Raw genomic sequence first — 19,903 nt, 5'->3', positions numbered from 1 at the left:
GACAGGCGAAACCAAGGCAATGCCCGACTCGTTGACTGATTGGTGATCTCCCTGCCTCAAATACCGTCCCCACCGCGCGACCTTGTTGCTCAACTTGTCAGGCTCGGATTTGCCAGCGCTGGGGCACAGTTCGAAACTCTGTATGGTGGCAGGACAAACCGGGTGTGGAAGGTGCTGGGCGACGACAGTGATCAAGTATTGAAACTGTACCGCTCGGACCTGGAAAACCCATTGTTTCGCAACGATCCCGCATTGGAGGCCGCCTGTCTGCGGGCACTGGCTTCTTCTGGGGTTGTGCCGCGATTGCGGGCAACGGGACAACATGACAACGGATATTGGGTGTTCTACGACCACGCACAGGGCACCCCCTGGCGGTCTGACCCGGCCCCAGTGGCCCGGTTGCTGCACCGCCTGCATTCGCTCAACCCAAACATAGAGAACGCACCCGCCGGTAAAAACGGTAGCGCAGATCTGGCCGAACATGGTCAAAGCATTCTGGCGATGTGCACATCGGATCGACGGACTCAGCTGGAAAAGATGCAACCACAGCATCATATTTTCCGGTCGGATCATACTTGCCTGATTCACGGCGACCCGGTGGCGGGAAACATCCTCGTCGCATCCTCTGGTCTGACGCTGATTGACTGGCAATGCCCAGCCGTTGGTGATCCTTGCGAGGACCTTGCGCTGTTCCTGTCACCCGCCATGCAATATCTTTACAGAGGTGCGGTTTTGACCGTTGAAGAGCAAAAGTCCTTTCTTTCGGCGTATGACCGGCAGGAAACCGTAAACCGCTACCGGTCTTTACGCCGCTGGTACGGGTGGAGGATGGCGGCCTACTGCCTATGGCGCGCAGAACATGGGGCACCAGATTATGAACAAGGGCTCGAGCTGGAACTGGCCGCTTTGTGAATGTCAGAGGTCGGCCAGTGCCATTAGCGCATAGGCTGGCGGCATCAGAGCCCGCCGCCAGGACCCAAGTGGAAAACGCCGCGGGGGTCGGGCCATTGGCTCAGGCAATTCCGCATCCTGTCCAAGCACCATGCGACTAAGCGCCCGCCCACAATAGGTACCCATCGCGACACCGTTTCCATGATAGGCCAGCCCGGCAAACATCCCATTCTGACCCGGAACGGGCCCTGCGAACGGCGTCAGGTCCTGGGTAAGGCACACCATCCCTGACCACATATTGGTCACGTCCACATCGGCCCATGCCGGAAACATGGCCTTGAAATCACGCTGCACCTTTTGGCGGATCGCAGCCTCGGCCTTAGGTGATGAGCGCAGGCCACCGCGCATCCCAAACAGAAACTGTCGATCCGGCATAAGACGAAAATAGTGCAGAAGATTTCGTGTATCGTAAGACATCTGATCCGAGGTCCAGCCCTGCGCCGACACCTCAGCCTCGGTCAATGGGCGGGTCACCAGAACGGTTGATTGCGCTGGCATATAGCGCCCAGACAGCCATTCAGGCATATTTTCACTGGAATATCCGTTGGTGCAGATCAGTACATTCGACGCTTTGATCCGCCCTGACCCGGTTCGAACATCAAAGCTCGCGCTGGTTTTGGTGATGTCTCTGGCCATGGTTTTCTGAAAAAATCGGACCCCAACGGAAGCGGCCGCATTTGCAATGCCGAACAGGTATTTCCGGGGGTTCAGACCAAATCCGACCGGCACGCTATAGCCCCCGAAAAAATCCCCTCCCAACCCGAGCCCGGGCAGGTCGGCCGCCTCATGCAAGCAGCCCCCGTCATCCGCCGAGCGTCGCAATTTCTCCATGGCGCGGGCGGTGTGGGCCAGGGCGGTCTCGCCCTTGGAATGAACGTCCGCTTCGATCTGATGCGCCTCAAGCAGGTCGGCGACAAGATTGACCGCATCCACTTCGGCCCGGGCAAAGCTTTCGGCCCCCTCGACCCCATATCGCCGAGCCATGCCACGATCGCTCAGCTTTGACCCACCTCGGCAGCAAAACCCACCATTGCGACCCGAGGCACCCCACCCCGGCGTCTCCGCCTCGAGAACTGCGACGGATAGGCCTGCCTGCCCCAGGAAAAGCGCGGCTGTAACACCTGTGAACCCGCCGCCGATGATGGCGACATCCACGCTCAGATCATCCTGCAACACCGGCCAGTCCGGTGCTGCGATAGTTTCATCCCACCAGCACCCTGATCGCGGTCCAGATCCATAGGTATACTCAGGGAACAGGCGTTTCATTCCGCACGCACTGCCGCCATCTCATCCTGTTTCTGCCGGACCATCGCGCGCTTGGTGACCAAAGATGCTGCTATGACACCGACCGTCACGACCGCAATCATGATCGTGGATAGCGCATTGATTTCAGGGCTGACGCCCAACCGCACAGCTGAGAAAATCTTGATCGGCAGAGTCGTGGCTGACGGGCCCGATGTGAATGATGCGATCACCAGATCATCCAGCGACAGCGTAAAAGCCAATAGCCAGCCTGAAATCACCGCCGGGGCGATGATCGGCAGGGTGACAAGACGGAAGGCTTGTGCGGGTGAGCACCCAAGATCCAACGCTGCCTCTTCCAGAGACTGGTCAAACGTGACCAGACGTGAGGATACAACAACCGACACGAAGCACATTGAAAAGGTCGTATGTGCCAGCACGATGGTCAAAATACCCCGGTCCAGTCCAATTCCGATGAACAGCAGCAAAAGCGACAGGCCAGTGATCACTTCGGGCATCACAAGAGGCGCATAGATCATGCCCGAAAACAGAGTCCGGCCAAAGAACCGCCCACCGCGTACCAGCACATAAGCCGCCGCCGTACCCAGAATGGTAGCCAGGGTCGACGAGAATACTGCAACCCGCAAGGTGACCCAGGCAGCATCAAGAAACGCTTCGTTCTGGACCAACTCACCATACCATTTGGTCGAAAATCCAGCCCAAACCGTGACCAGTTTGCTTTCGTTAAAAGAGAAGATGATCAAAATGAGCATCGGGATATAGAGAAACGCGAAACCAAGCGTCAACGAGACGACGTTGAACCAGCTTAACCTGTTCATTGCTCAGCCTCCGTCTGTTTCTGCTGGTTGCGCTGGAACAGCACGATGGGAATCACAAGGATCAGCAACAGCACAACTGCCACGGCACCGGCCACCGGCCAGTCGCGGTTCGAGAAGAACTCCTCCCACAACACTTTGCCGATCATCAATGTCCCGGATCCTCCGAGCAATGATGGGATCACAAATTCGCCGATCACCGGAATCATCACCAGGAAACAACCCGCGATGATACCCGGGCGTGACAAAGGGATTGTTATCAGCCAGAAGGCCTGAATACGCGAACAGCCCAAATCCTCTGCGGCCTCGATCAGCGACTCGTCCATTCGTTCAAGCGCGGAATAGATCGGCAGAATCATGAAGGGCAGATAGGTATAGACGATACCGATATAGACAGCTGTGTTGGTGTTCAGAATGGTCAGCGGGGTCGAGATGATGCCCGTCCACAGCAGCAGTTGGTTCAGGTAACCTTCGTTGCTGAGAATACCCATCCAAGCATAGACCCGGATCAGGAACGACGTCCAGAACGGCAGGATAACCAGCATCATCAACGTCGGGCGCCACTCAGCCGGTGCGCGGGCCATGCCATACGCGATAGGATACCCCACCAGCAAAGTCAGTATGGTTGAAATCAACGCGATTTTGACGCTGGACAGGTAAGCTTTCCAATACAGGTCATCTTCGGTTAGCCAGACGAAATTCTCAAAATCCAGCTGGCTGAAGAAATCCCTGAGCCCGGCCCAGCCATGAGATAAATCCAGTGTCGGCGTGTAAGGCGGGATGGCCAGTTCCGTGTCCGAAAGCGAGATTTTCAGAACGATGAAAAATGGCACCAGAAACAGCGCCAAAAGCCAGACATACGGGACGGCGATCAGAAGGGCGCGGCGCATCAATCCGCCAAAAGAACCGCGGCGGTGGCTGTCCAGGACAGCCAGACCGGGTCTTCCCATGTAAAGGAACGACGCGAAATGCGACGGGTATTTGCCGTCTGCGCCTTGATAATCGTGCCGTTATTCAGTTCGACGTGATAAGTGGACAGATTGCCCAGATAGGCAATGTCAAGCACCTTGCCCTGCACTGCGTTGATTGCATCCGCTGGACGATCAACCGAGATCATCACCTTCTCGGGGCGGATCGCCAGATGACAGAGCTGGCCGTTCGAAAACTCTGTGGTCGAGGACGCAGTCAAAGGTGCCTGACCTTCAGCCCAATCAATCTGATAGGTCTCATCGGCGCTTGCCGTGGCCCGGCCCTGGATGATGTTCACGTCGCCAATGAAATCGGCAACATAGACCGAACTGGGATTCTCATAAATCCGGTCGGGTGTCGCCACTTGTATCAGATTACCCTGATCCATTACCGCAACCCGGCTGGCCACGGTCATCGCCTCTTCCTGATCATGGGTCACGATCACAAAGGTGGTGCCGGTCTTTTCCTGAATATCCATCAGCTCGAACTGCGTATCCTGTCGCAATTTCTTATCCAGCGCCCCCAAAGGTTCGTCCAGCAACAGCAGCTTCGGCGCTTTGGCCAGGGATCGCGCAAGCGCCACGCGCTGACGCTGACCACCAGAGATCTGGTGCGGTTTGCGACGGGCGAATTGTTCAAGCCGGGTCAGGCGCAACATCTCTTCGACACGATCCATAAGATCATGCTTTGGCATATTGTCCCGACGCAGACCAAAGGCGATGTTTTCCCAGATAGATAGATGCGGAAACAGCGCGTAGGATTGGAACATCATGTTCACAGCCCGTTTGTTCGGTGGAATGGGATCTATATCCTGCCCGCCCAGCAGAATATGCCCTTCGGTCGGTTTTTCAAACCCGGCCAACATTCGCATCATCGTGGTCTTGCCGCAGCCCGAGGGCCCTAGCAGAGCAAAGAATTCTTTCTCAAATATATCCAAGGACAGATTGTCGATGGCCGTGAACTCACCAAACCGTTTGGTGACATTCTGGAACTGGATCAGAGGTTTCGCCTGTGGGTCTTCCCACGGCACAAAAACAGTAGAGTTCAAAACGGCCCCCGTTCGGCAATCTGAAAAGAATGGCAGGGCGGTTGGTCCGCCCTGCTGAAACAAGCCGGATCAGGTGCCCGATTTGATCTTGGTCCACAAACGGGTCACGACCCGCTGTATCTTCGACGGGTAAGGCGTCGTGATATAGAGGTTCTGCATGGTCGCATCATCCGGATAAATGGCCGGATCACCGATCACGTCTTCCTCAAGAAGTTCTTGCGAAGCCTTGTTGCCATTGGCGTAGTAAACATAGTTCGAGGCCGCCGCCATATTGTTGGCATCCAGAATGAAATTCAGGAATTTATGCGCACCCTCCGGGTTCGGAGCATCAGCCGGAATCGCCATCTGGTCGAACCACATCAACGACCCTTCAGCAAAGGGATGGTACTCAATTTCAACACCATTATCGGCTTCGGCCGCACGATCGCGGGCCTGCAGGATATCACCCGACCACCCCACGGCGACACAGATGTCGCCATTGGCCAATGCGTTGATATATTCCGAGCTGTGGAACTTCTGAATGTGCGGTCGAACGCTGGTCAAAACCGCCTCGGCCTTGCCAATAACATCTTTGTCATGGCTGTCCGGGTCTTCACCCAGATATTGCAGAACCATCGGAATGATTTCTGCCGGAGCATCCAGGAAATGTACGCCGCAGGATGCAAGTTTCTCCATATTCTCGGGTTTCAGAACCAGATCCATGCTGTTCAGCGCAACATCCTCGCCCAACGCTTCCTGCACTTTTCCAACATTTACACCAAGCCCGGTTGTGCCCCACATGTAGTTGATAGAATAGGCGTTGTCCGGATCATACCCGGCAGTACGTTCCTGAATCACATCCCACAGATTGCCTGAATTCGACAGCTGTGCAGCGTCAAGCGCCTGAAAGGCTCCAGCCTGGATCTGACGCTGAAGGAAAGTACCCGAAGGCACCACCACGTCATAGCCTGATCCACCGGCCAGCATCTTGGTCTCCAATACCTCGTTGCTGTCAAAAACATCATAAATCAGAGTCAGACCGGTATCTTCCTCGAACTTTGTCAGAAGCTCTTCGTCGATATAGTCGGACCAGTTGTAAACACGCACCTCTTCAGCGAAGGCCGCCGAAGTCCCCAATGCGATGACCGCTGTCATGGTCAGCGTTTTGATTGTCATATTATTCTCCCTGCAAGTGTACGCGCTATTTTCCCGTTTTTTTGGATTTGATCAAGTTTTGCGTTTTCGCACGATCCGTCGTATGGTTTCACGAGGTCAGAAACCTGACAAGTCAACATAGCGGGAAACAGGGCAAACCACTTGGATTTGATCAAAAATAAGGCATCCAGCACTGACGGTGCGCGTGAAAAACGACCTGCGCATGAACAGGTCTATAATACCCTCAGATCACAAATCATGTACGGTGAATTGGTGCCGGGGCAACCCGTCACGATCCAGGGTCTCACTGATTCGCTGGGTGTTGGAATGACCCCTGTGCGGGAGGCTATCAGACGCCTGATATCCGATGGTGCTCTGGTGTTTCAGGGCAACCGCCGAGTGAGTGTTCCTCTTCTGACCGACGGCGACGTCGAACAGATGATTTATTCAAGAATCAAAATAGAATCAGAGCTTTCGAGGCGTGCAACTGCGAATGTGACACCTCAGGACATTGATCATCTTGAGCAGATCGACCAACGTCTGGATCGCACTATCAGCGACGGAGACGTTAGCGGCTATCTGCGCCTCAACCACCGGTTTCACGAAACGCTTTACGGCCATGCAAATGCCCCGATTCTCAATGATCTGGCCGAGCGCCTGTGGCTTAGATTCGGGCCGTCTTTGCGCGTTGTATGCGGTAGATTCGGCACTCAGAGCCTGCCGGACCGCCACAAGGATATCATTTCGGCGTTGCGCAATCAGGACGCGGATATGGCAGCAAAAGCAACCGCACAAGATATCGAACAGGGCATGGAGCTGATGGCAGACGCCTTAGTCAACGCTTAGATCTGTCCGATTCGATTGACAGGAAAAAATTTGATCATATTGTAGCTGCCAATCGCTCTTGCAGGAGATTTTCCGATGTCGACCATCACAAACCATTTGCCCACGGCCCAGCTGCAGGCCTTGGACGCCGCCCACCACATGCACCCTTTTTCGGCCAATGGCGCCCTAGGGAAAGAAGGCGCGCGTGTGATCACCCGTGCGAAGGGCGTCTACCTTACGGACAGCGAGGGTGAAGAAATACTCGATGCAATGGCGGGCCTGTGGTGTGTCAATATCGGCTATGGTCGCGATGAACTGGCCGAGGTCGCAGCCCGCCAGATGCGCGAACTGCCGTATTACAATACCTTTTTCAAAACGACCCACGTCCCTGCCATCGCGCTGGCCGCGAAGATCGCGGAACTTGCGCCAGGCGATCTGAACCATGTGTTCTTTGCAGCCGGCGGGTCTGAGGCGAATGACACAAACATCCGTCTGGTTCGGACCTATTGGGCCGAAAAAGGCCAGCCCGACAAGAACATCATCATCAGCCGACATAACGCCTATCATGGCTCTTCGGTCGGCTCGGCGTCGTTGGGCGGCATGGCAGGGATGCACGCGCAGGGTGGAATCCCGATCCCGAATATCCACCATATCAACCAACCAAACTGGTGGGCTGAAGGTGGTAGCATGTCTCCCGAAGAATTCGGCCTGGCCCGCGCGCGCGAGTTGGAAGAGGCGATTGAGGAACTTGGCGAAAACCGCGTCGCAGCCTTTATCGCCGAACCCGTACAGGGCGCAGGTGGCGTGATTGTTGCACCGGATACCTACTGGCCTGAAATTCAGCGCATCTGTGACAAATACGATATCCTGCTGATTGCGGATGAGGTCATCTGCGGTTTTGGTCGCACAGGCAACTGGTTTGGGTCTCAAACCGTCGGCATTCGCCCCGATATCATGACAATCGCAAAGGGGCTCAGCTCGGGCTATGCGCCTATTGGCGGGTCCATCGTGAGTGACGAGATTGCCGAGGTCATTGGCGGAACCGAGTTCAATCACGGCTACACCTATTCCGGCCATCCGGTCGCTGCAGCCGTGGCACTGGAAAACCTGCGCATCCTTGAAGAAGAAAAGATCGTCGAGCATGTCCGCGACGTAGCCGCCCCCTATCTGAAGAAAAAATGGGAGGCGCTGGCCGATCACCCGCTAGTGGGCGAAGCCAAGATTGTCGGCATGATGGCGTCAATCGCGTTGACACCGGACAAGGCCAGCCGTGCCAAATTCGCGTCCAATCCGGGCACTGTCGGCTATATCTGTCGCGATCGGTGCTTTGCCAACAACCTGGTGATGCGCCATGTAGGCGACCGGATGATCATCTCTCCTCCGCTGGTTCTAACACCCGCGGAAATTGATGAAATGCTCGTACGCATCCACAAATCGCTGGACGAGGCACAGGCCGAGATCATCGCACAGGGCCTGATGAAAGCGGCCTCCTGACCCGCGCAGCTTCATCTGGCAGAAAATACCTCGGGGGAGGTGCCGTCAGGCGACGGGGGCAGAGCCCCCTCCCCTACCTCAACCGCTCTAACAGCGGCGCGGAGGCATAGCCGTCCGGCAAAAGCCCCTGCGCCAGTTGATAGGCTCGAACCGCCTCGGTGGTGTTCGGGCCGGTGCGCCCGTCGATCCCCTGCGTGTCAAACCCGGCCTCGGTCAGCCGGAGCTGCAATTCCTTCTTCTCAGCAAAGCTCAACGCCCGATCACCCCGAGGCCACTCGGCCTGAAACGCCGCGCGGCCCGCCAGACGGTCGGACAAATGCCCAATGCCGATCACATAGGCATCTGCACCGTTGTATTGCTCGATCACGCGGAAATTGTCGAAGATCATCAATGCGACGCCTTCACCGCCTGCTGGCAACAAAATCGCTGCCTGACCATGATCCGCAACGGGCTGTCCATCCCACGCAACCACGCCCAGCGCCGCCCAACCTGACGGCAGCAGCGTGTAATCGCGTCTCGCGGCTGCAAAATCGAACCCGGCGGGCAGGCGCACTTCAACACCCCATGGCTGTCCCTTGGTCCACCCATGACGCGCCAGATAGGCCGCTGCCGAGGCCAGCGCATCGGTCGGGTCATCCGTCCATATATTCCGCCGCCCGTCACCGTCGAAATCCACGGCGTGATCCAGAAACGAGGTCGGCATGAATTGCGTATGCCCCATTGCTCCGGCCCAACTTCCGACCATCGTTGCGGGGCTGACATCGCCTGCCTGAATGATCCGCAGGGCGGCAATCAGTTGCGTTTCAAAGAACTCAGCCCGTCGGGCATCAAAGGCCAGCGTCGCAAGCGAACGGATCGTCTGATCCGACCCCCGAAATGTGCCGAAAGACGTCTCGAGCCCCCAAATCGCGGTCACGACCTCTTTTTCGACGCCATATTGCGCCTCAATCCGGGTCAGCACCGCGGCATGGCGTTCCAACCCCGCGCGTCCGTCTGCGACGCGCCGATCAGAAACGGCCGCATCCAGATAGTCCCAGATCGGCTTGGTGAACTCGGCCTGATTGCGATCGCGCTTGATGATATCCTTGTCATAGGCCAGCCCTGCTAGCGCGTGATCCAGAGTGCCGGACAAGATACCCTGGGTCTGTGCCCGCGTCCGAAAATCGCCAAGCCACGCCTGAAACCGGGCGCTTCTTTCTTCTGACACGCGATACATCTCCTCCGATGGTCGGACGACCGGTCGGATTGAGACTGTAAGATCAGCCGACGCCAATTGTATCGGCTGTGGCCCTTCCGGGCTTTTGATGGACTCCGCCTGTACGATGGATGCCCATAATGCTGCGGTCATAACGCCGCTTACGCATCTACGCATTCCGAATTTCCTGATAACTGCTCAACCACAGGATAGCGCAAAAATGGCAAATCACAAAGCGCTCAGCTTTCCGAGTCGCGGTCTCTCGCCTCCCGCTCAGACCGCAGCCGGTTCAGGGCTTCGCGCAGCAGCGGAACCCGGTTGGGCCGGAACGAGGCCCCGGTAATCTGCATCTCTTGCATGCGATCCAACCGAAACACGCGGAAATCCTGCCGCAACAGGCACCAGCTGATCAGCACGCTGGCGCGGTCCATGTAAACGATGCTCAACGGATTTACGCAGCGATGGGTCTCGTCGCCTTTGGCATCCCAATAGGAAAATTCGATCGTCTGTTCGTCCCAGGTGGCCCGCCGCAGTTCAGCGACATCCACCGTTGGTTTCGCCGGCCGGTCAAACCGTGTGGCGGTCAGCACCGCATGGCTGAGGCGTTGGGACTGGCGCGGTGGCAAACGACCCTGCAGCTTGCGTAGGACTTCGCTGGCAGCCTCTGAGAGGCCGGGATCACCAATGGATTGTACCTCGCGCAGGCCAAGCACCAGGGCCTCAAGCTCATCATCGGTGAAGCCAAGCGGTGGCAGGGTGGCGTCCTCGATCAGGGTGAACCCGAACCCCGCCTCTCCGTCGATCACGGCGCCGAGGCTGCGCAATGAATCGATGTCTCGGTGAATCGTGCGCGGCGAAACGCCCAGATCCTGAGCCAGCTCAATCGACGTTCTTGGCGACGGGCCAGAGCGCAAGGATTGCATTAATTGGAACAAACGGGCGGTGCGGGTCATAATGCAGGTTACTTTATCTCTAATGACAGAAATTGTCATTAGCTCGGCATACCCATCACCTATACCCATGATGGAGCCCAAGATGCTGACCCTTTTGACCTACCCCTCTGCCTTTGGCCTGTTCAGCGCCAGCCCGTTTTGCGTGAAGACGGCACTAATGCTGCAAACATCGGGCCAACGCTGGCAGCGATCTGACCTCCTTGATCCGCGCAAGATGCCGCATCAGAAGCTGCCGGTTCTGCGCACGCCGCAGCGTCTGATCCCCGACAGCGACCTGATCCGCGACTGGCTTGAGACGCAAGGTAGTGATTTTGATCACGGGCTGAGCGATCTGCAAAAAGCTCAATCGCGCGCATTGATCCGTTTGGCCGAAGAGCATCTGTATTTTCAGATCGTCCAGGACCGTTGGGCGAATGACGAAGTCTGGCCGATTCTGTATAAGACCTTTTTCACTGGCATCCCCGCCCTGATCCGCAAACCAGTTGCCAATTCCGTCCGCAAGAACGTTGTTAAAGGATTGGGGTTTCAGGGCGTCTCTCGATTCTCAGATGCGGAACGTCAGGACAGGCTGGAACGCGATCTTGAGGCGATCTCGGCCTATCTATGGCAGTCGACCTATTTGATGGGAGAAACCCCGACCTCAGTGGATATGAGCGTGGCCCCCATGCTTGCCGCGATGCGCGCGACGCCGGCCGATACACCACTGACCCGGCGGATCAAACAGGATAAGCTGTTGAGCGACTACATAGACCGGATGGAGCAGGCGATACCGCTGTCATGACACAATTTGACGATCCCGCAGTGGCAGCGGCCTATCAAGCCCTGCCCGAAGGCACACGTGCCGGGGCGCTTGCACTGCGTCAGTTGATCCTGGAAACCGCCACTTCGTTGCCCCGCGCGCAGCCGTTGCAAGAGGCATTGCGCTGGGGGCAGCCCGCCTATCTGGCGCCCAAGGGATCCACGATCCGATTGGGCGGGCACAAAGCGGCCCGCTTTGCCCTGTTCGTGCATTGCCAAAGCCGGTTGATGGGCGATTTCACCTCGGCCTTTCCGGGCGAAGATCGGATAGACGGCAACCGGGCTGTTCTGTTTGATGATCCGGATCAGATCGACGCCACCCGCCATGGCTGGCTTATAGCCCGCGCGTTGACCTATCACCTTCCCGCAAAAGGCTGACTTACATGCGCCTTGTTCCCGAGATGCGAACTCACTTCTGACGGCGTTTGCGTTCCACCTTGCGTTTGATCTTGTCCTTCTTGCGCTTGGTGCTGACTGCCTTGCGTCGCGTTGGGCGCTTGGATGCCCCTCCGCGCCCCGTCGGCAGGGCCTGATCGTCGATCGACAACAGCTCCAACTCCAGCCCGCCCGTCACAGGTGTCGCCTCGGTCAGACGTACGGTGACACGTTGACCGATAGCGATGATCAGACCAGTGTCCGATCCCATCAGCGTTCCGGCCTCGCGGTCGAAATGAAAGAACTCGCGCCCCAAAGACCGCACCGGTACTAGACCATCCGCTCCGGTCTCGTCCATCTTCACAAAGGCGCCGAACCGGGCGATGCCACTGATCCGACCGGTGAACTCATTGCCCACCCGCTCGCTAAGAAAGGCGGCCAAATAGCGATCGGTCGTATCGCGCTCGGCCATCATCGAGCGGCGCTCGGTATCCGAGATATGGGTGGCGGTGTCCTCCAATCGGGCGATCTCATCCTCGGTCAGCCCATCTTTGCCCCAACCATGAGCCGTGATTAACGCACGGTGAACGATCAGGTCGGCATAGCGGCGGATGGGTGAGGTAAAATGGGCATAGTTCTGCAGAGCCAGTCCGAAATGGCCAAAATTTTCAGGGTTGTAATAGGCCTGCGTCATAGACCGCAAAGTCGATAGATTGATCAGTTCTGCGTCTTCAGTTCCAGCGGCAGCATTCAATAAAGCATTCAGATGCCGGGTCTGCAGCACCTGCCCCTTGGCCAGATTCAGCCCCGCCGCTTGCGCCGTTTCCCGCAAGCTTTCCAGCTTTTCCGGCGCGGGTTCTTCGTGCACGCGGAACAATAGCGGGCGTTGTTTGGCGATTAGCGTTTCGGCGGCTGCAACATTGGCGAGGATCATGAATTCCTCGATTAACTTATGCGCATCTAGCCGGTCGCGGAAGGCGACGCTGGTAACCTCTCCGGTATCGCTCAGAACGATCTTGCGTTCAGGCAGATCCAGTTCCAATGGCTGGCGCACCGCGCGCGCCTTTTTCAGCGCGGCATAGGCGCCATAGAGCGGTTTCAGAACCGTCTCCAACAGCGGCCCGGTGCGGTCGTTCGGGTTGCCATCGATGGCCTCTTGCACCTCGCCATAGTGCAGCGAGGCGGCAGACCGCATCAAACCACGCACAAAGCGGTGGTCAATCTTGTTGCCGTCCGCGTCAATCTGCATCCGAACAGCGATACAGGCGCGGGGGACACCCTCGTGCAAAGAACAGAGGTCACCCGACAAACGATCCGGCAGCATCGGAACCACGCGGTCAGGAAAATAGCTGGAATTGCCGCGTTTGCGCGCCTCGCGGTCCAGCGCTGTACCGGGCTGCACATAGGCGGCGACATCCGCGATGGCGACCCAGATCACATGTCCCCCTTTATTCTTCGGGTCATCATCTTCATGCGCGTAACACGCATCGTCGTGGTCGCGCGCATCCGACGGGTCGATGGTCAGCAAGGGTATGTCCCGCAGGTCGTCGCGCCCTTTCAGACCAACGGGTTTGGCCTTGTCAGCCTCTTCAATCACCTTGTCCGGAAAGTCATCCGGGATACCGTGTTGGTGAATGGCGATCAACGAGACGGCCTTGGGTGCCGACGGATCACCCAGCCGCTCGACAATACGCGCACGCGGCAGGCCCATGCGGTTTTTCGGTCCTGCTTGTTCCGCCTCGACCAGTTCGCCATCCTTCGCGCCGTGAACCGCTCCGTCAGAAACCAGCCACTCGTTCTGGCCGGCCTTGTCGATTGGTACAATCCGGCCACCTTCTGCGCTTTTCCGGAAGATACCAACAATCTTACGCGGGTTGGTCCCGATGCGACGGATCAGGCGCGCCTCATAATTGTGGTCTTCCTCGTGGACCACTGTCAGGCGCGCCAGAATGCGGTCGCCCTCGCCCAGCGCCGGATCACTGGCCCGCGCAACCATCAGCACAATGGGTTCAACACCTTCGCCATGCCATTCCAACGGTCTCGCGAACAGGTCACCATCGGCATTCGGAGCCTTCACCTGCAACACACTGACCGGCGGCAGGCGGTCGGGGTCACGATAACTGCGATTGCGCTTTTCCAGATGCCCTTCGGCCTCAAGCTCTTTCAGAATACGCTTCAGATCAATCCGATCCGCGCCCTTGATGCCAAAGGCTTTGGCGATATCGCGTTTCGAGGTCAGGGTGGGGTTTGCCGAGATCCAGTCGAGGACCTCTTGCTTGGTCGGAATACGTGTCATGAGATCGGCCTAACACGGAGATGCGGCGGCGTCATGACCAAAAAGGGTCAGCCTCGCAGATCGGCAACCGTATCGACATCGCGCAGCTGATCCAGCATCGCCACCCGGCATCCGGGGATCGAGGCCAGCGTGTCGGCCAGCGCATGTTCCGTCGACCAGCGCACGTTTTGGAACAGGCCGTGCGGCAGGGCACCAATGCGTTGCGCCCCGACCAGCCAATATCCGCCATCCGGGGCCGGACCAAACACCATCTGGTTGCGCCCCAATGCCCGGAACGCGCGCGCGATATGCCCCCGTGTAACCCCCGGGATATCCGCACCGATCAGACAGACTGGCCCTGTTGGCATTTTCCGCAGCATCCGCCCCATACGATCGCCCAGATCCCCTCGACCCTGTGGCGCACGTGGCAGATCAGCGGGCCAGATGCGGCTGTTCAGCCCTTCGCGGTCCGGCGAGACCGCCAGCACGATCTGCCAGCGCGGATCGCGCAGGCGCCGGATCAAAGAGCGGGTCTGATGCCGAAACCACCACGCCGCACCGACCATACCGATATCGCGCCCCAACCGGGTTTTGACACGGCCCGGGCGCGGTTCTTTCACCATGATCACCAGGGTGCGCTGCATGAATCAGGAAAAATAGTCGGTCAGGATACGGGTATAGACCGCCTTGAGCTGTTCAATCTGCGCCACCTCAACGCATTCATCCACCTGATGCATGGTTTTGCCGACCAAACCAAATTCGACAACCGGACAATGATCTTTGACGAAACGTGCGTCCGAAGTACCTCCGGTTGTCGACATCTCGGGCGTGACCCCGGTTTCAGCCGCAACCGCTTTGGCCACCAATTCCGACAGAGGGCCAGGAGGGGTCAGAAAGCTTTCGCCCGATATCTTGATACGCACGTCAATTTCGACACCAAACGCGGTGGCCACATCGCGCGCCTGCGCTTGCAGCCAATCACTGAGGCTGGCGCCGGAATGCAGGTCGTTGAACCGGATGTTCACCGCCCCGCTGCACTGTGCCGGGATGACATTTGTGGCGGAATTGCCGGTGTCGATCGCCACAACCGCCAGCGTCGAGGCATCGAAATGGTCGGTGCCCTGGTCCAACTCGTGACTGGCCAGCCTGTCCATCAGCCGGGCCATGGCGGGTAGTGGGTTCTTTGCCCGGTGCGGATAGGCCGAATGGCCCTGCACACCTGTTACGGTAAACCAGGCGGTCATCGAGCCGCGACGGCCAATCTTCATCATTTCACCCATCCTGTTCGGGCAGGTGGGTTCACCGACCAGGCAGACGCTCATCCGCTCGCCGCATTGATCCATATGGTCAAGCAGGGCGGTGGTGCCATGCAGCGCATCAGCCTCTTCGTCACCCGTGATCGTCAGGATGATGGCCCCGTCGGGCGGCGTGTCGCGTACAAAATCCACTGCCGCCGCTGCAAAGGCCGCCACACCCGATTTCATGTCAGTGGTCCCGCGCCCATACATGAACCCTTCCCGGATTTCTGCCCCGAAAGGCGGTGTGGTCCAAGCGGCCTCGTCGCCCACTGGAACAACATCGGTGTGACCGTTGAAACCAAAGCTTCGGGCGTGACCTTTTGCACCCCATCGCGCAAACAGATTGCTGATGCCGGCGCGATCAACACGGGTACAATCAAACCCCGCCTGTGACAGGACATCCTGCAGCAGGACAAGGGCACCACCTTCTTCAGGTGTGACCGATGGGCAACGGATCAGGTCGGCCGTCAACGCAATCGGATCTGTCATGGTGGGCCCTTTCCATAAAATTTCTTTCAGGTTCGTGCACAGATTCAACGAATTGGCCCGATTGCCAACCCCAACAGGCCAGAAACCGCGGGCTTTTTCCACATTGTATCGAACTGACACCCCCGGAAAACATGGGGCCTTACGCTGCGATTGCCTTGTCTGCCGGTTCGAATATGCGCTAGAGGGCCGCGAAACAGGTGATTTTACGATGACACGTGCTCTTTTCGCATTGATCTGCCTGACTTTCGCCGTTCTCGGCCAGCAAAGCCAGGCCCAGACGCTGACGGTTTCGACCGTGACACGGCCTCCGTTTTCTTTTGTCGAAGATGGAGCCCAAACCGGATTCTCGATGGACCTGCTTGAGGCGTTGGCTGAATCCCTGAATTGGGACTATTCCATCCAGCGTTCCGACGCCTTTGGCGACATGCTGGGCGCAGTGCAGAACAGATCCGCCGATCTGGCCATCGCCAATATCTCGATCACTGCCTCGCGAGAAACGCAGATGGACTTCAGCCAGCCGATTTTCGAGGCTGGTTTGCAGATCATGGTGCCATCGGACGCGGTGCGCCGCCCGTCACTGCTACATGCGTTACTGTCGCGCGAATTGTTTATTGCTATCGGGCTCGCCTTTGCAATCCTTCTTGGCGGCGGCATGCTGATGTGGGTGTTCGAGCGCCGCTCGCAGCCCTATTTCGACCGCAAGCTAGACGAGGCCTGGTTCCCCTCATTCTGGTGGGCCTTGAACCTGGTGGTCAATGGCGGGTTTGAGGAACGAATGCCGCGAACGCCATTTGGTCGAATTCTGGGTGTAGTGCTGGTTGTGTCTTCGCTGTTTATCGTCTCGGTCTTCACCGCGCGGATCACCTCGGTCATGACAGTGGATGCAATCAGTGGCAGCGTGAATTCGATAAATGACCTTTACGGCAAAGAGGTCGGAACAATCTCGAATTCAACCGCTGCTAACTTCCTGAACCGCCGCGAGATCGAGTTTACCAACTATGATGGGCTCGACCCCATGCTTGAAGCTTTTCGCAACGAGGAACTGGACGCCATAGTGTTCGACGCGCCGATCCTGTCCTATTTCGCCGCCCATGAAGGACGCCGGATTGCCTCGATGACAGGCGGTATATTCCTGCGCGAGAATTACGGTATTGCCTTCCCCACCGGGTCCCCGCTGGTCGAAGACGTCAACCAGGCGCTGCTGGCGCTGCGCGAAGACGGCACCTATGACGAGATTTATCGCAAGTGGTTTGGGGCGCGGAACTAAGCCGTCTCTTCATCCCCGAAAAACGGGGTCATCTGCGCCACGATCACTGCATTTTCATCCAGCGCGCGCTGCATTAGGGCCCGTTCATCCGGGTCGATCTCGTGACCTTGCGCCTCACGTTCGGCCAAAGTGCCATAGCCTGTGACATCCAAAGGCGCGGTATCTGCCTGTTTCAGGATCGCCACCGTTTCGCGCACGGCCTCGGCCTCGTCGACGCCGCTGGCAAAACACATCAATGCCGCCCCGGTTGCGCCGTCGGGCAGGCCATCGCCATCCTTGCGACCGATCTGCACAAGCAGGGTATAGACCTGCTGACGCGAAGGTTTCTTTTGCTTTTCCATGCAAGGGGCCATAGCCGCGCACCTGCCTGCGGTCAAGCAGCCGGGGAATTGCAGTGGATCGCCTGTGCCGCCATAGTGCCCGCAGTAACCTGACACCGATCACAAAAGGACGTTGCCATGACTTATCCGGATTTCATCACAGGATTCCCAAGCCTCGACGTGCCCTTCCCCGAAGATGTGGTGCAAACGGCCGTGATCAGATCAGACGCGGGGCTGGTGGCGTTTTTTACCTTTCTTCAGGATTTCGAACTGCCCCTTCATTCCCATCTGGCACAATGGGGAACTGTGGTCGAAGGTGAGATTGAGCTGACCATTGGCGATGAAACCAAGAGCTATGGCCCCGGTGACAGCTATTCGATCCCCGCAGGAGTGGAGCATGGCGGCAAGATCAAAGCCGGGTCGCGCGTCATTGATGTGTTCGAAGAACCGGACCGCTATCCGGTCAAAGGGTAAGCGATAACAAAAAAAGGGCCGCAGCGGATCGCGCTGCAGCCCCCTTGTTTGATCCGCGCCCAGTTTAGTCGCGTAGCAATTCGTTGATCCCGGTTTTCGAGCGGGTCTTTTCATCCACCCGCTTCACGATCACAGCGCAATAGAGGTTGATGTTGTTCTTGGACGGCATCGAGCCCGCAACAACCACCGAATAGGGCGGAACCTCACCATAGGTGACCTCGCCGGTTTCGCGGTCGACGATCTTGGTCGATTTGCCGATGAACACGCCCATGCCCAGAACCGAGCCTTCGCGCACGATGCAGCCTTCGACCACTTCGGACCGGGCGCCGATAAAGCAGTTGTCTTCGATGATGGTCGGACCCGCCTGCATCGGTTCCAGAACGCCGCCGATCCCAACACCGCCCGACAGATGGACGTTCTTGCCGATCTGCGCGCATGAACCGACGGTGGCCCAAGTATCAACCATTGTGCCCTCGTCCACATAGGCACCCAGGTTCACAAATGACGGCATCAGAACCACGCCGGGCGCAATAAAGGCGGATTTGCGAACGACGCAATTCGGCACCGCGCGAAAGCCAGCGGCCCGCCATTGGTTTTCACCCCAACCCGCGAACTTGCTGTCCACCTTGTCCCACCAGCCGCCGTCCTGAGCGCCGCCGGTCTGGATTTCCATATCCTTGATGCGAAAGCCCAGCAAAACCGCTTTTTTCGCCCACTGGTTCACATGCCAGTCGCCGCTGTCTTGCTTTTCCGCGACCCGCAGCGACCCGCTGTCCAGCGCGTTCAGCGTATCTTCGATCGCTTCGCGTGTCTCGCCGGTGGTGGCGGGGGTGATGGCATCTCGCGCCTCCCAGGCGGCTTCGATGGCGGCTTCCAGTTGCGCGTTGGACATTTGGCGGCTCCCTGCAGATTCTGTTCACGCTTGTGTTGCCTATACGCAAGCGACGGACTGGCTGCAATGCGACGCTGAGCGCGCGCTTTGCGGCTGTTTGTTGCGGTTTCAGCCGTTCAGAGGGTCCGGTGAGATGTTTCCACCACAGATCAGCACCGCCACCCGTTCGCCCGGCTCTGGCGTGTAAGCCCCCGATAGCAGCGCAGCCAAGGCTGTTGCGCCCGCTGGTTCCACCAGAGCGCGATGCGCCCGCCACAAGGCCTGCTGCGCTTGAGAAATGGCCTGATCACTGACCAGAACCGATTGCACGCCCTGTGCCAGATCGAAACAAATCGAGCCGATCCGCCGCGCGCCCAGCGCATTTGCCGCAATGCCCGAGACGGACACATCCACCGGTTCTCCCGCCTGCAGGGCTGCATTCAGCGCGCAGGAGGTTTCCGGCTCAACCGCCACGACCTTGCGCGTGCCTTGCAGCCAGGCCAGCGCCCCGGCGATCAGGCCGCCACCGCCCACCGCGATCAATACGGTATCCGCTTTCAGGCTCTGTGCCTCCCATTCGGCAAAGCAGGTTCCCTGCCCGGCGACCGTAGCGGGGGCGTCATAGGCGTGAATCTGCATCGCGCCCGACGCATCCTCATACGCCTGCGCCGCAGCAAGAGCGTTGGCATATTCTCCCGGCACCACGCTCAGATCTGCGCCTGCCTGTTCAATCAGCGCGATCTTGGACGGCCCTGCCAGTTCCGGGACAAAAATCTTGGCCGGATAGCCTAGCGCCTGTGCCGCAAAGGCTGCGGCTGCGCCATGATTGCCGCCCGATGCGGCCACAACCCCGGCCTCGGGCACATCCGAACTGATCAGAGTGTTAAACGCCCCGCGCGCTTTGAAACTGCCGGTGTGCTGCATATGCTCCAGCTTCATTTCCACCGGAAAATCCAGCCCCAGGGCACGGCTTTCCACCACTGGCGTCACCTGCGCATAGCCACTTATGCGGTGTTGCGCCGCCAGTATTTCGCTCTTCCAATTCATTCTCATCTTTCCGTGACTGGCACTCTGCGCCCGAACCCTATA

Annotated in this window: 20 protein-coding genes; 7 read left to right on the top strand and 13 right to left on the bottom strand. The window is 58.1% G+C overall.

The genetic code is table 11. The annotated features are described in order from the left end of the window. Positions 1-42 precede the first annotated feature (42 nt). Positions 43-912 (top strand): phosphotransferase family protein, encoded by an 870-nt coding sequence (locus tag AC2FJW_RS13795; RefSeq protein WP_496750339.1) that lies wholly within the window; start codon positions 43-45, stop codon positions 910-912. Between the two features lie 3 nt (positions 913-915). Here the strand turns inward: AC2FJW_RS13795 and AC2FJW_RS13790 are convergent, their stop codons facing one another. The 5 genes from AC2FJW_RS13790 to AC2FJW_RS13770 all read right to left on the bottom strand — a co-directional run bounded on the left by AC2FJW_RS13790 (position 916) and on the right by AC2FJW_RS13770 (position 6,201). Continuing rightward, positions 916-2,217 (bottom strand): NAD(P)/FAD-dependent oxidoreductase, encoded by a 1,302-nt coding sequence (locus tag AC2FJW_RS13790; RefSeq protein WP_496750338.1) that lies wholly within the window; start codon positions 2,215-2,217, stop codon positions 916-918. After that, on the bottom strand, positions 2,214-3,032 hold the full coding sequence (locus tag AC2FJW_RS13785; RefSeq protein ID WP_142637169.1) for an ABC transporter permease: 819 nt from the start codon (positions 3,030-3,032) through the stop codon (positions 2,214-2,216). Before AC2FJW_RS13785 ends, AC2FJW_RS13790 begins: the two co-directional genes overlap by 4 nt. Then, a complete protein-coding gene (locus tag AC2FJW_RS13780; RefSeq protein ID WP_496750337.1) occupies positions 3,029-3,919 on the bottom strand; it encodes an ABC transporter permease subunit in 891 nt (296 codons plus the stop codon). Before AC2FJW_RS13780 ends, AC2FJW_RS13785 begins: the two co-directional genes overlap by 4 nt. After that, entirely contained in the window at positions 3,919-5,046 is a 1,128-nt protein-coding gene (locus AC2FJW_RS13775) for an ABC transporter ATP-binding protein (RefSeq protein WP_496750336.1), read from the bottom strand. The genes AC2FJW_RS13780 and AC2FJW_RS13775 overlap by 1 nt, the downstream gene beginning before the upstream one ends. A gap of 69 nt (positions 5,047-5,115) precedes the next feature. Continuing rightward, positions 5,116-6,201 (bottom strand): polyamine ABC transporter substrate-binding protein, encoded by a 1,086-nt coding sequence (locus AC2FJW_RS13770; RefSeq protein ID WP_281995445.1) that lies wholly within the window; start codon positions 6,199-6,201, stop codon positions 5,116-5,118. A 141-nt stretch (positions 6,202-6,342) separates the two neighbouring features. Here AC2FJW_RS13770 and AC2FJW_RS13765 point away from each other — a divergent pair, with 141 nt between their 5' ends. Together AC2FJW_RS13765 and AC2FJW_RS13760 are read left to right on the top strand one after the other, a co-directional pair. Beyond that, complete coding sequence (locus AC2FJW_RS13765; protein WP_271949594.1) at positions 6,343-7,026, top strand: GntR family transcriptional regulator; 684 nt, start codon at positions 6,343-6,345, stop codon at positions 7,024-7,026. Positions 7,027-7,101: 75 nt separating this feature from the next. Continuing rightward, the gene (locus AC2FJW_RS13760) at positions 7,102-8,499 is read left to right on the top strand and encodes an aspartate aminotransferase family protein (protein WP_496697543.1); all 1,398 of its coding nucleotides are present in this window, start codon (positions 7,102-7,104) and stop codon (positions 8,497-8,499) included. 73 nt (positions 8,500-8,572) lie between these two features. Here the strand turns inward: AC2FJW_RS13760 and AC2FJW_RS13755 are convergent, their stop codons facing one another. Both AC2FJW_RS13755 and AC2FJW_RS13750 read right to left on the bottom strand, forming a co-directional pair. After that, complete coding sequence (locus tag AC2FJW_RS13755; protein WP_496697541.1) at positions 8,573-9,871, bottom strand: lytic murein transglycosylase; 1,299 nt, start codon at positions 9,869-9,871, stop codon at positions 8,573-8,575. 62 nt (positions 9,872-9,933) lie between these two features. Then, positions 9,934-10,647 (bottom strand): helix-turn-helix transcriptional regulator, encoded by a 714-nt coding sequence (locus tag AC2FJW_RS13750; RefSeq protein WP_496692550.1) that lies wholly within the window; start codon positions 10,645-10,647, stop codon positions 9,934-9,936. A gap of 67 nt (positions 10,648-10,714) precedes the next feature. On the opposite strand from AC2FJW_RS13750, the gene AC2FJW_RS13745 reads away from it, so the two are divergent. Together AC2FJW_RS13745 and AC2FJW_RS13740 are read left to right on the top strand one after the other, a co-directional pair. Beyond that, a complete protein-coding gene (locus tag AC2FJW_RS13745) occupies positions 10,715-11,428 on the top strand; it encodes a glutathione S-transferase family protein (protein WP_496706849.1) in 714 nt (237 codons plus the stop codon). Further along, positions 11,425-11,823 carry a DUF1801 domain-containing protein gene (locus AC2FJW_RS13740; RefSeq protein WP_496706851.1) on the top strand — a complete coding sequence of 133 codons (399 nt, stop codon included), beginning with the start codon at positions 11,425-11,427 and terminating at the stop codon, positions 11,821-11,823. Before AC2FJW_RS13745 ends, AC2FJW_RS13740 begins: the two co-directional genes overlap by 4 nt. A gap of 31 nt (positions 11,824-11,854) precedes the next feature. Here AC2FJW_RS13740 and rnr read toward each other — a convergent pair whose 3' ends face one another. Genes rnr through dapE form a run of 3 tightly spaced genes read right to left on the bottom strand, consistent with a single transcriptional unit; the run spans position 11,855 to position 15,882 of the window. Further along, entirely contained in the window at positions 11,855-14,116 is a 2,262-nt protein-coding gene (gene rnr, locus AC2FJW_RS13735; protein WP_496750335.1) for a ribonuclease R, read from the bottom strand. 47 nt (positions 14,117-14,163) lie between these two features. Next, the gene (locus AC2FJW_RS13730; protein ID WP_496750334.1) at positions 14,164-14,739 is read right to left on the bottom strand and encodes a TIGR04282 family arsenosugar biosynthesis glycosyltransferase; all 576 of its coding nucleotides are present in this window, start codon (positions 14,737-14,739) and stop codon (positions 14,164-14,166) included. Positions 14,740-14,742: 3 nt separating this feature from the next. Then, on the bottom strand, positions 14,743-15,882 hold the full coding sequence (dapE, locus tag AC2FJW_RS13725; protein WP_496702762.1) for a succinyl-diaminopimelate desuccinylase: 1,140 nt from the start codon (positions 15,880-15,882) through the stop codon (positions 14,743-14,745). A 208-nt stretch (positions 15,883-16,090) separates the two neighbouring features. Between dapE and AC2FJW_RS13720 the strand changes: the two genes are divergently transcribed. After that, the gene (locus AC2FJW_RS13720; RefSeq protein ID WP_142637194.1) at positions 16,091-17,149 is read left to right on the top strand and encodes a transporter substrate-binding domain-containing protein; all 1,059 of its coding nucleotides are present in this window, start codon (positions 16,091-16,093) and stop codon (positions 17,147-17,149) included. Here AC2FJW_RS13720 and AC2FJW_RS13715 read toward each other — a convergent pair. After that, entirely contained in the window at positions 17,146-17,490 is a 345-nt protein-coding gene (locus tag AC2FJW_RS13715) for a DUF8846 family protein (protein ID WP_039539567.1), read from the bottom strand. The two genes, AC2FJW_RS13720 and AC2FJW_RS13715, sit on opposite strands and share 4 nt — an antisense overlap. A 117-nt stretch (positions 17,491-17,607) precedes the next feature. Here AC2FJW_RS13715 and AC2FJW_RS13710 point away from each other — a divergent pair, with 117 nt between their 5' ends. Further along, positions 17,608-17,943: a cupin domain-containing protein gene (locus AC2FJW_RS13710; protein WP_142637196.1), complete on the top strand. Its 336-nt coding sequence runs from the start codon at positions 17,608-17,610 to the stop codon at positions 17,941-17,943. A gap of 64 nt (positions 17,944-18,007) precedes the next feature. On the opposite strand, the gene dapD is transcribed toward AC2FJW_RS13710, so the two are convergent. Beyond that, on the bottom strand, positions 18,008-18,835 hold the full coding sequence (gene dapD / locus AC2FJW_RS13705) for a 2,3,4,5-tetrahydropyridine-2,6-dicarboxylate N-succinyltransferase (RefSeq protein ID WP_271949578.1): 828 nt from the start codon (positions 18,833-18,835) through the stop codon (positions 18,008-18,010). A gap of 108 nt (positions 18,836-18,943) precedes the next feature. Then, positions 18,944-19,861, bottom strand: a complete 918-nt coding sequence (locus AC2FJW_RS13700; RefSeq protein WP_496750333.1) for a serine/threonine dehydratase — start codon at positions 19,859-19,861, stop codon at positions 18,944-18,946. Positions 19,862-19,903 lie beyond the last annotated feature (42 nt).

Source organism: Ruegeria sp. CDSA020, from assembly GCF_059612345.1.
Note: the sequence above shows the minus strand (reverse complement) of the source record. Positions and strands in the feature narration are given on the sequence as shown.

Coding starts and splice junctions, on each gene's coding strand:
- AC2FJW_RS13790 (WP_496750338.1), bottom strand. CDS start 2,217: ATGAAACGCCTGTTCCCTGAGTATACCTATGGATCTGGACCGCGATCA.
- AC2FJW_RS13785 (WP_142637169.1), bottom strand. CDS start 3,032: ATGAACAGGTTAAGCTGGTTCAACGTCGTCTCGTTGACGCTTGGTTTC.
- AC2FJW_RS13780 (WP_496750337.1), bottom strand. CDS start 3,919: ATGCGCCGCGCCCTTCTGATCGCCGTCCCGTATGTCTGGCTTTTGGCG.
- AC2FJW_RS13770 (WP_281995445.1), bottom strand. CDS start 6,201: ATGACAATCAAAACGCTGACCATGACAGCGGTCATCGCATTGGGGACT.
- AC2FJW_RS13760 (WP_496697543.1), top strand. CDS start 7,102: ATGTCGACCATCACAAACCATTTGCCCACGGCCCAGCTGCAGGCCTTG.
- AC2FJW_RS13755 (WP_496697541.1), bottom strand. CDS start 9,871: ATGCGTAGATGCGTAAGCGGCGTTATGACCGCAGCATTATGGGCATCC.
- AC2FJW_RS13750 (WP_496692550.1), bottom strand. CDS start 10,647: ATGACCCGCACCGCCCGTTTGTTCCAATTAATGCAATCCTTGCGCTCT.
- AC2FJW_RS13745 (WP_496706849.1), top strand. CDS start 10,715: ATGATGGAGCCCAAGATGCTGACCCTTTTGACCTACCCCTCTGCCTTT.
- AC2FJW_RS13740 (WP_496706851.1), top strand. CDS start 11,425: ATGACACAATTTGACGATCCCGCAGTGGCAGCGGCCTATCAAGCCCTG.
- rnr (WP_496750335.1), bottom strand. CDS start 14,116: ATGACACGTATTCCGACCAAGCAAGAGGTCCTCGACTGGATCTCGGCA.
- AC2FJW_RS13730 (WP_496750334.1), bottom strand. CDS start 14,739: ATGCAGCGCACCCTGGTGATCATGGTGAAAGAACCGCGCCCGGGCCGT.
- dapE (WP_496702762.1), bottom strand. CDS start 15,882: ATGACAGATCCGATTGCGTTGACGGCCGACCTGATCCGTTGCCCATCG.
- AC2FJW_RS13720 (WP_142637194.1), top strand. CDS start 16,091: ATGACACGTGCTCTTTTCGCATTGATCTGCCTGACTTTCGCCGTTCTC.
- AC2FJW_RS13715 (WP_039539567.1), bottom strand. CDS start 17,490: ATGGAAAAGCAAAAGAAACCTTCGCGTCAGCAGGTCTATACCCTGCTT.
- AC2FJW_RS13710 (WP_142637196.1), top strand. CDS start 17,608: ATGACTTATCCGGATTTCATCACAGGATTCCCAAGCCTCGACGTGCCC.
- dapD (WP_271949578.1), bottom strand. CDS start 18,835: ATGTCCAACGCGCAACTGGAAGCCGCCATCGAAGCCGCCTGGGAGGCG.
- AC2FJW_RS13700 (WP_496750333.1), bottom strand. CDS start 19,861: ATGAATTGGAAGAGCGAAATACTGGCGGCGCAACACCGCATAAGTGGC.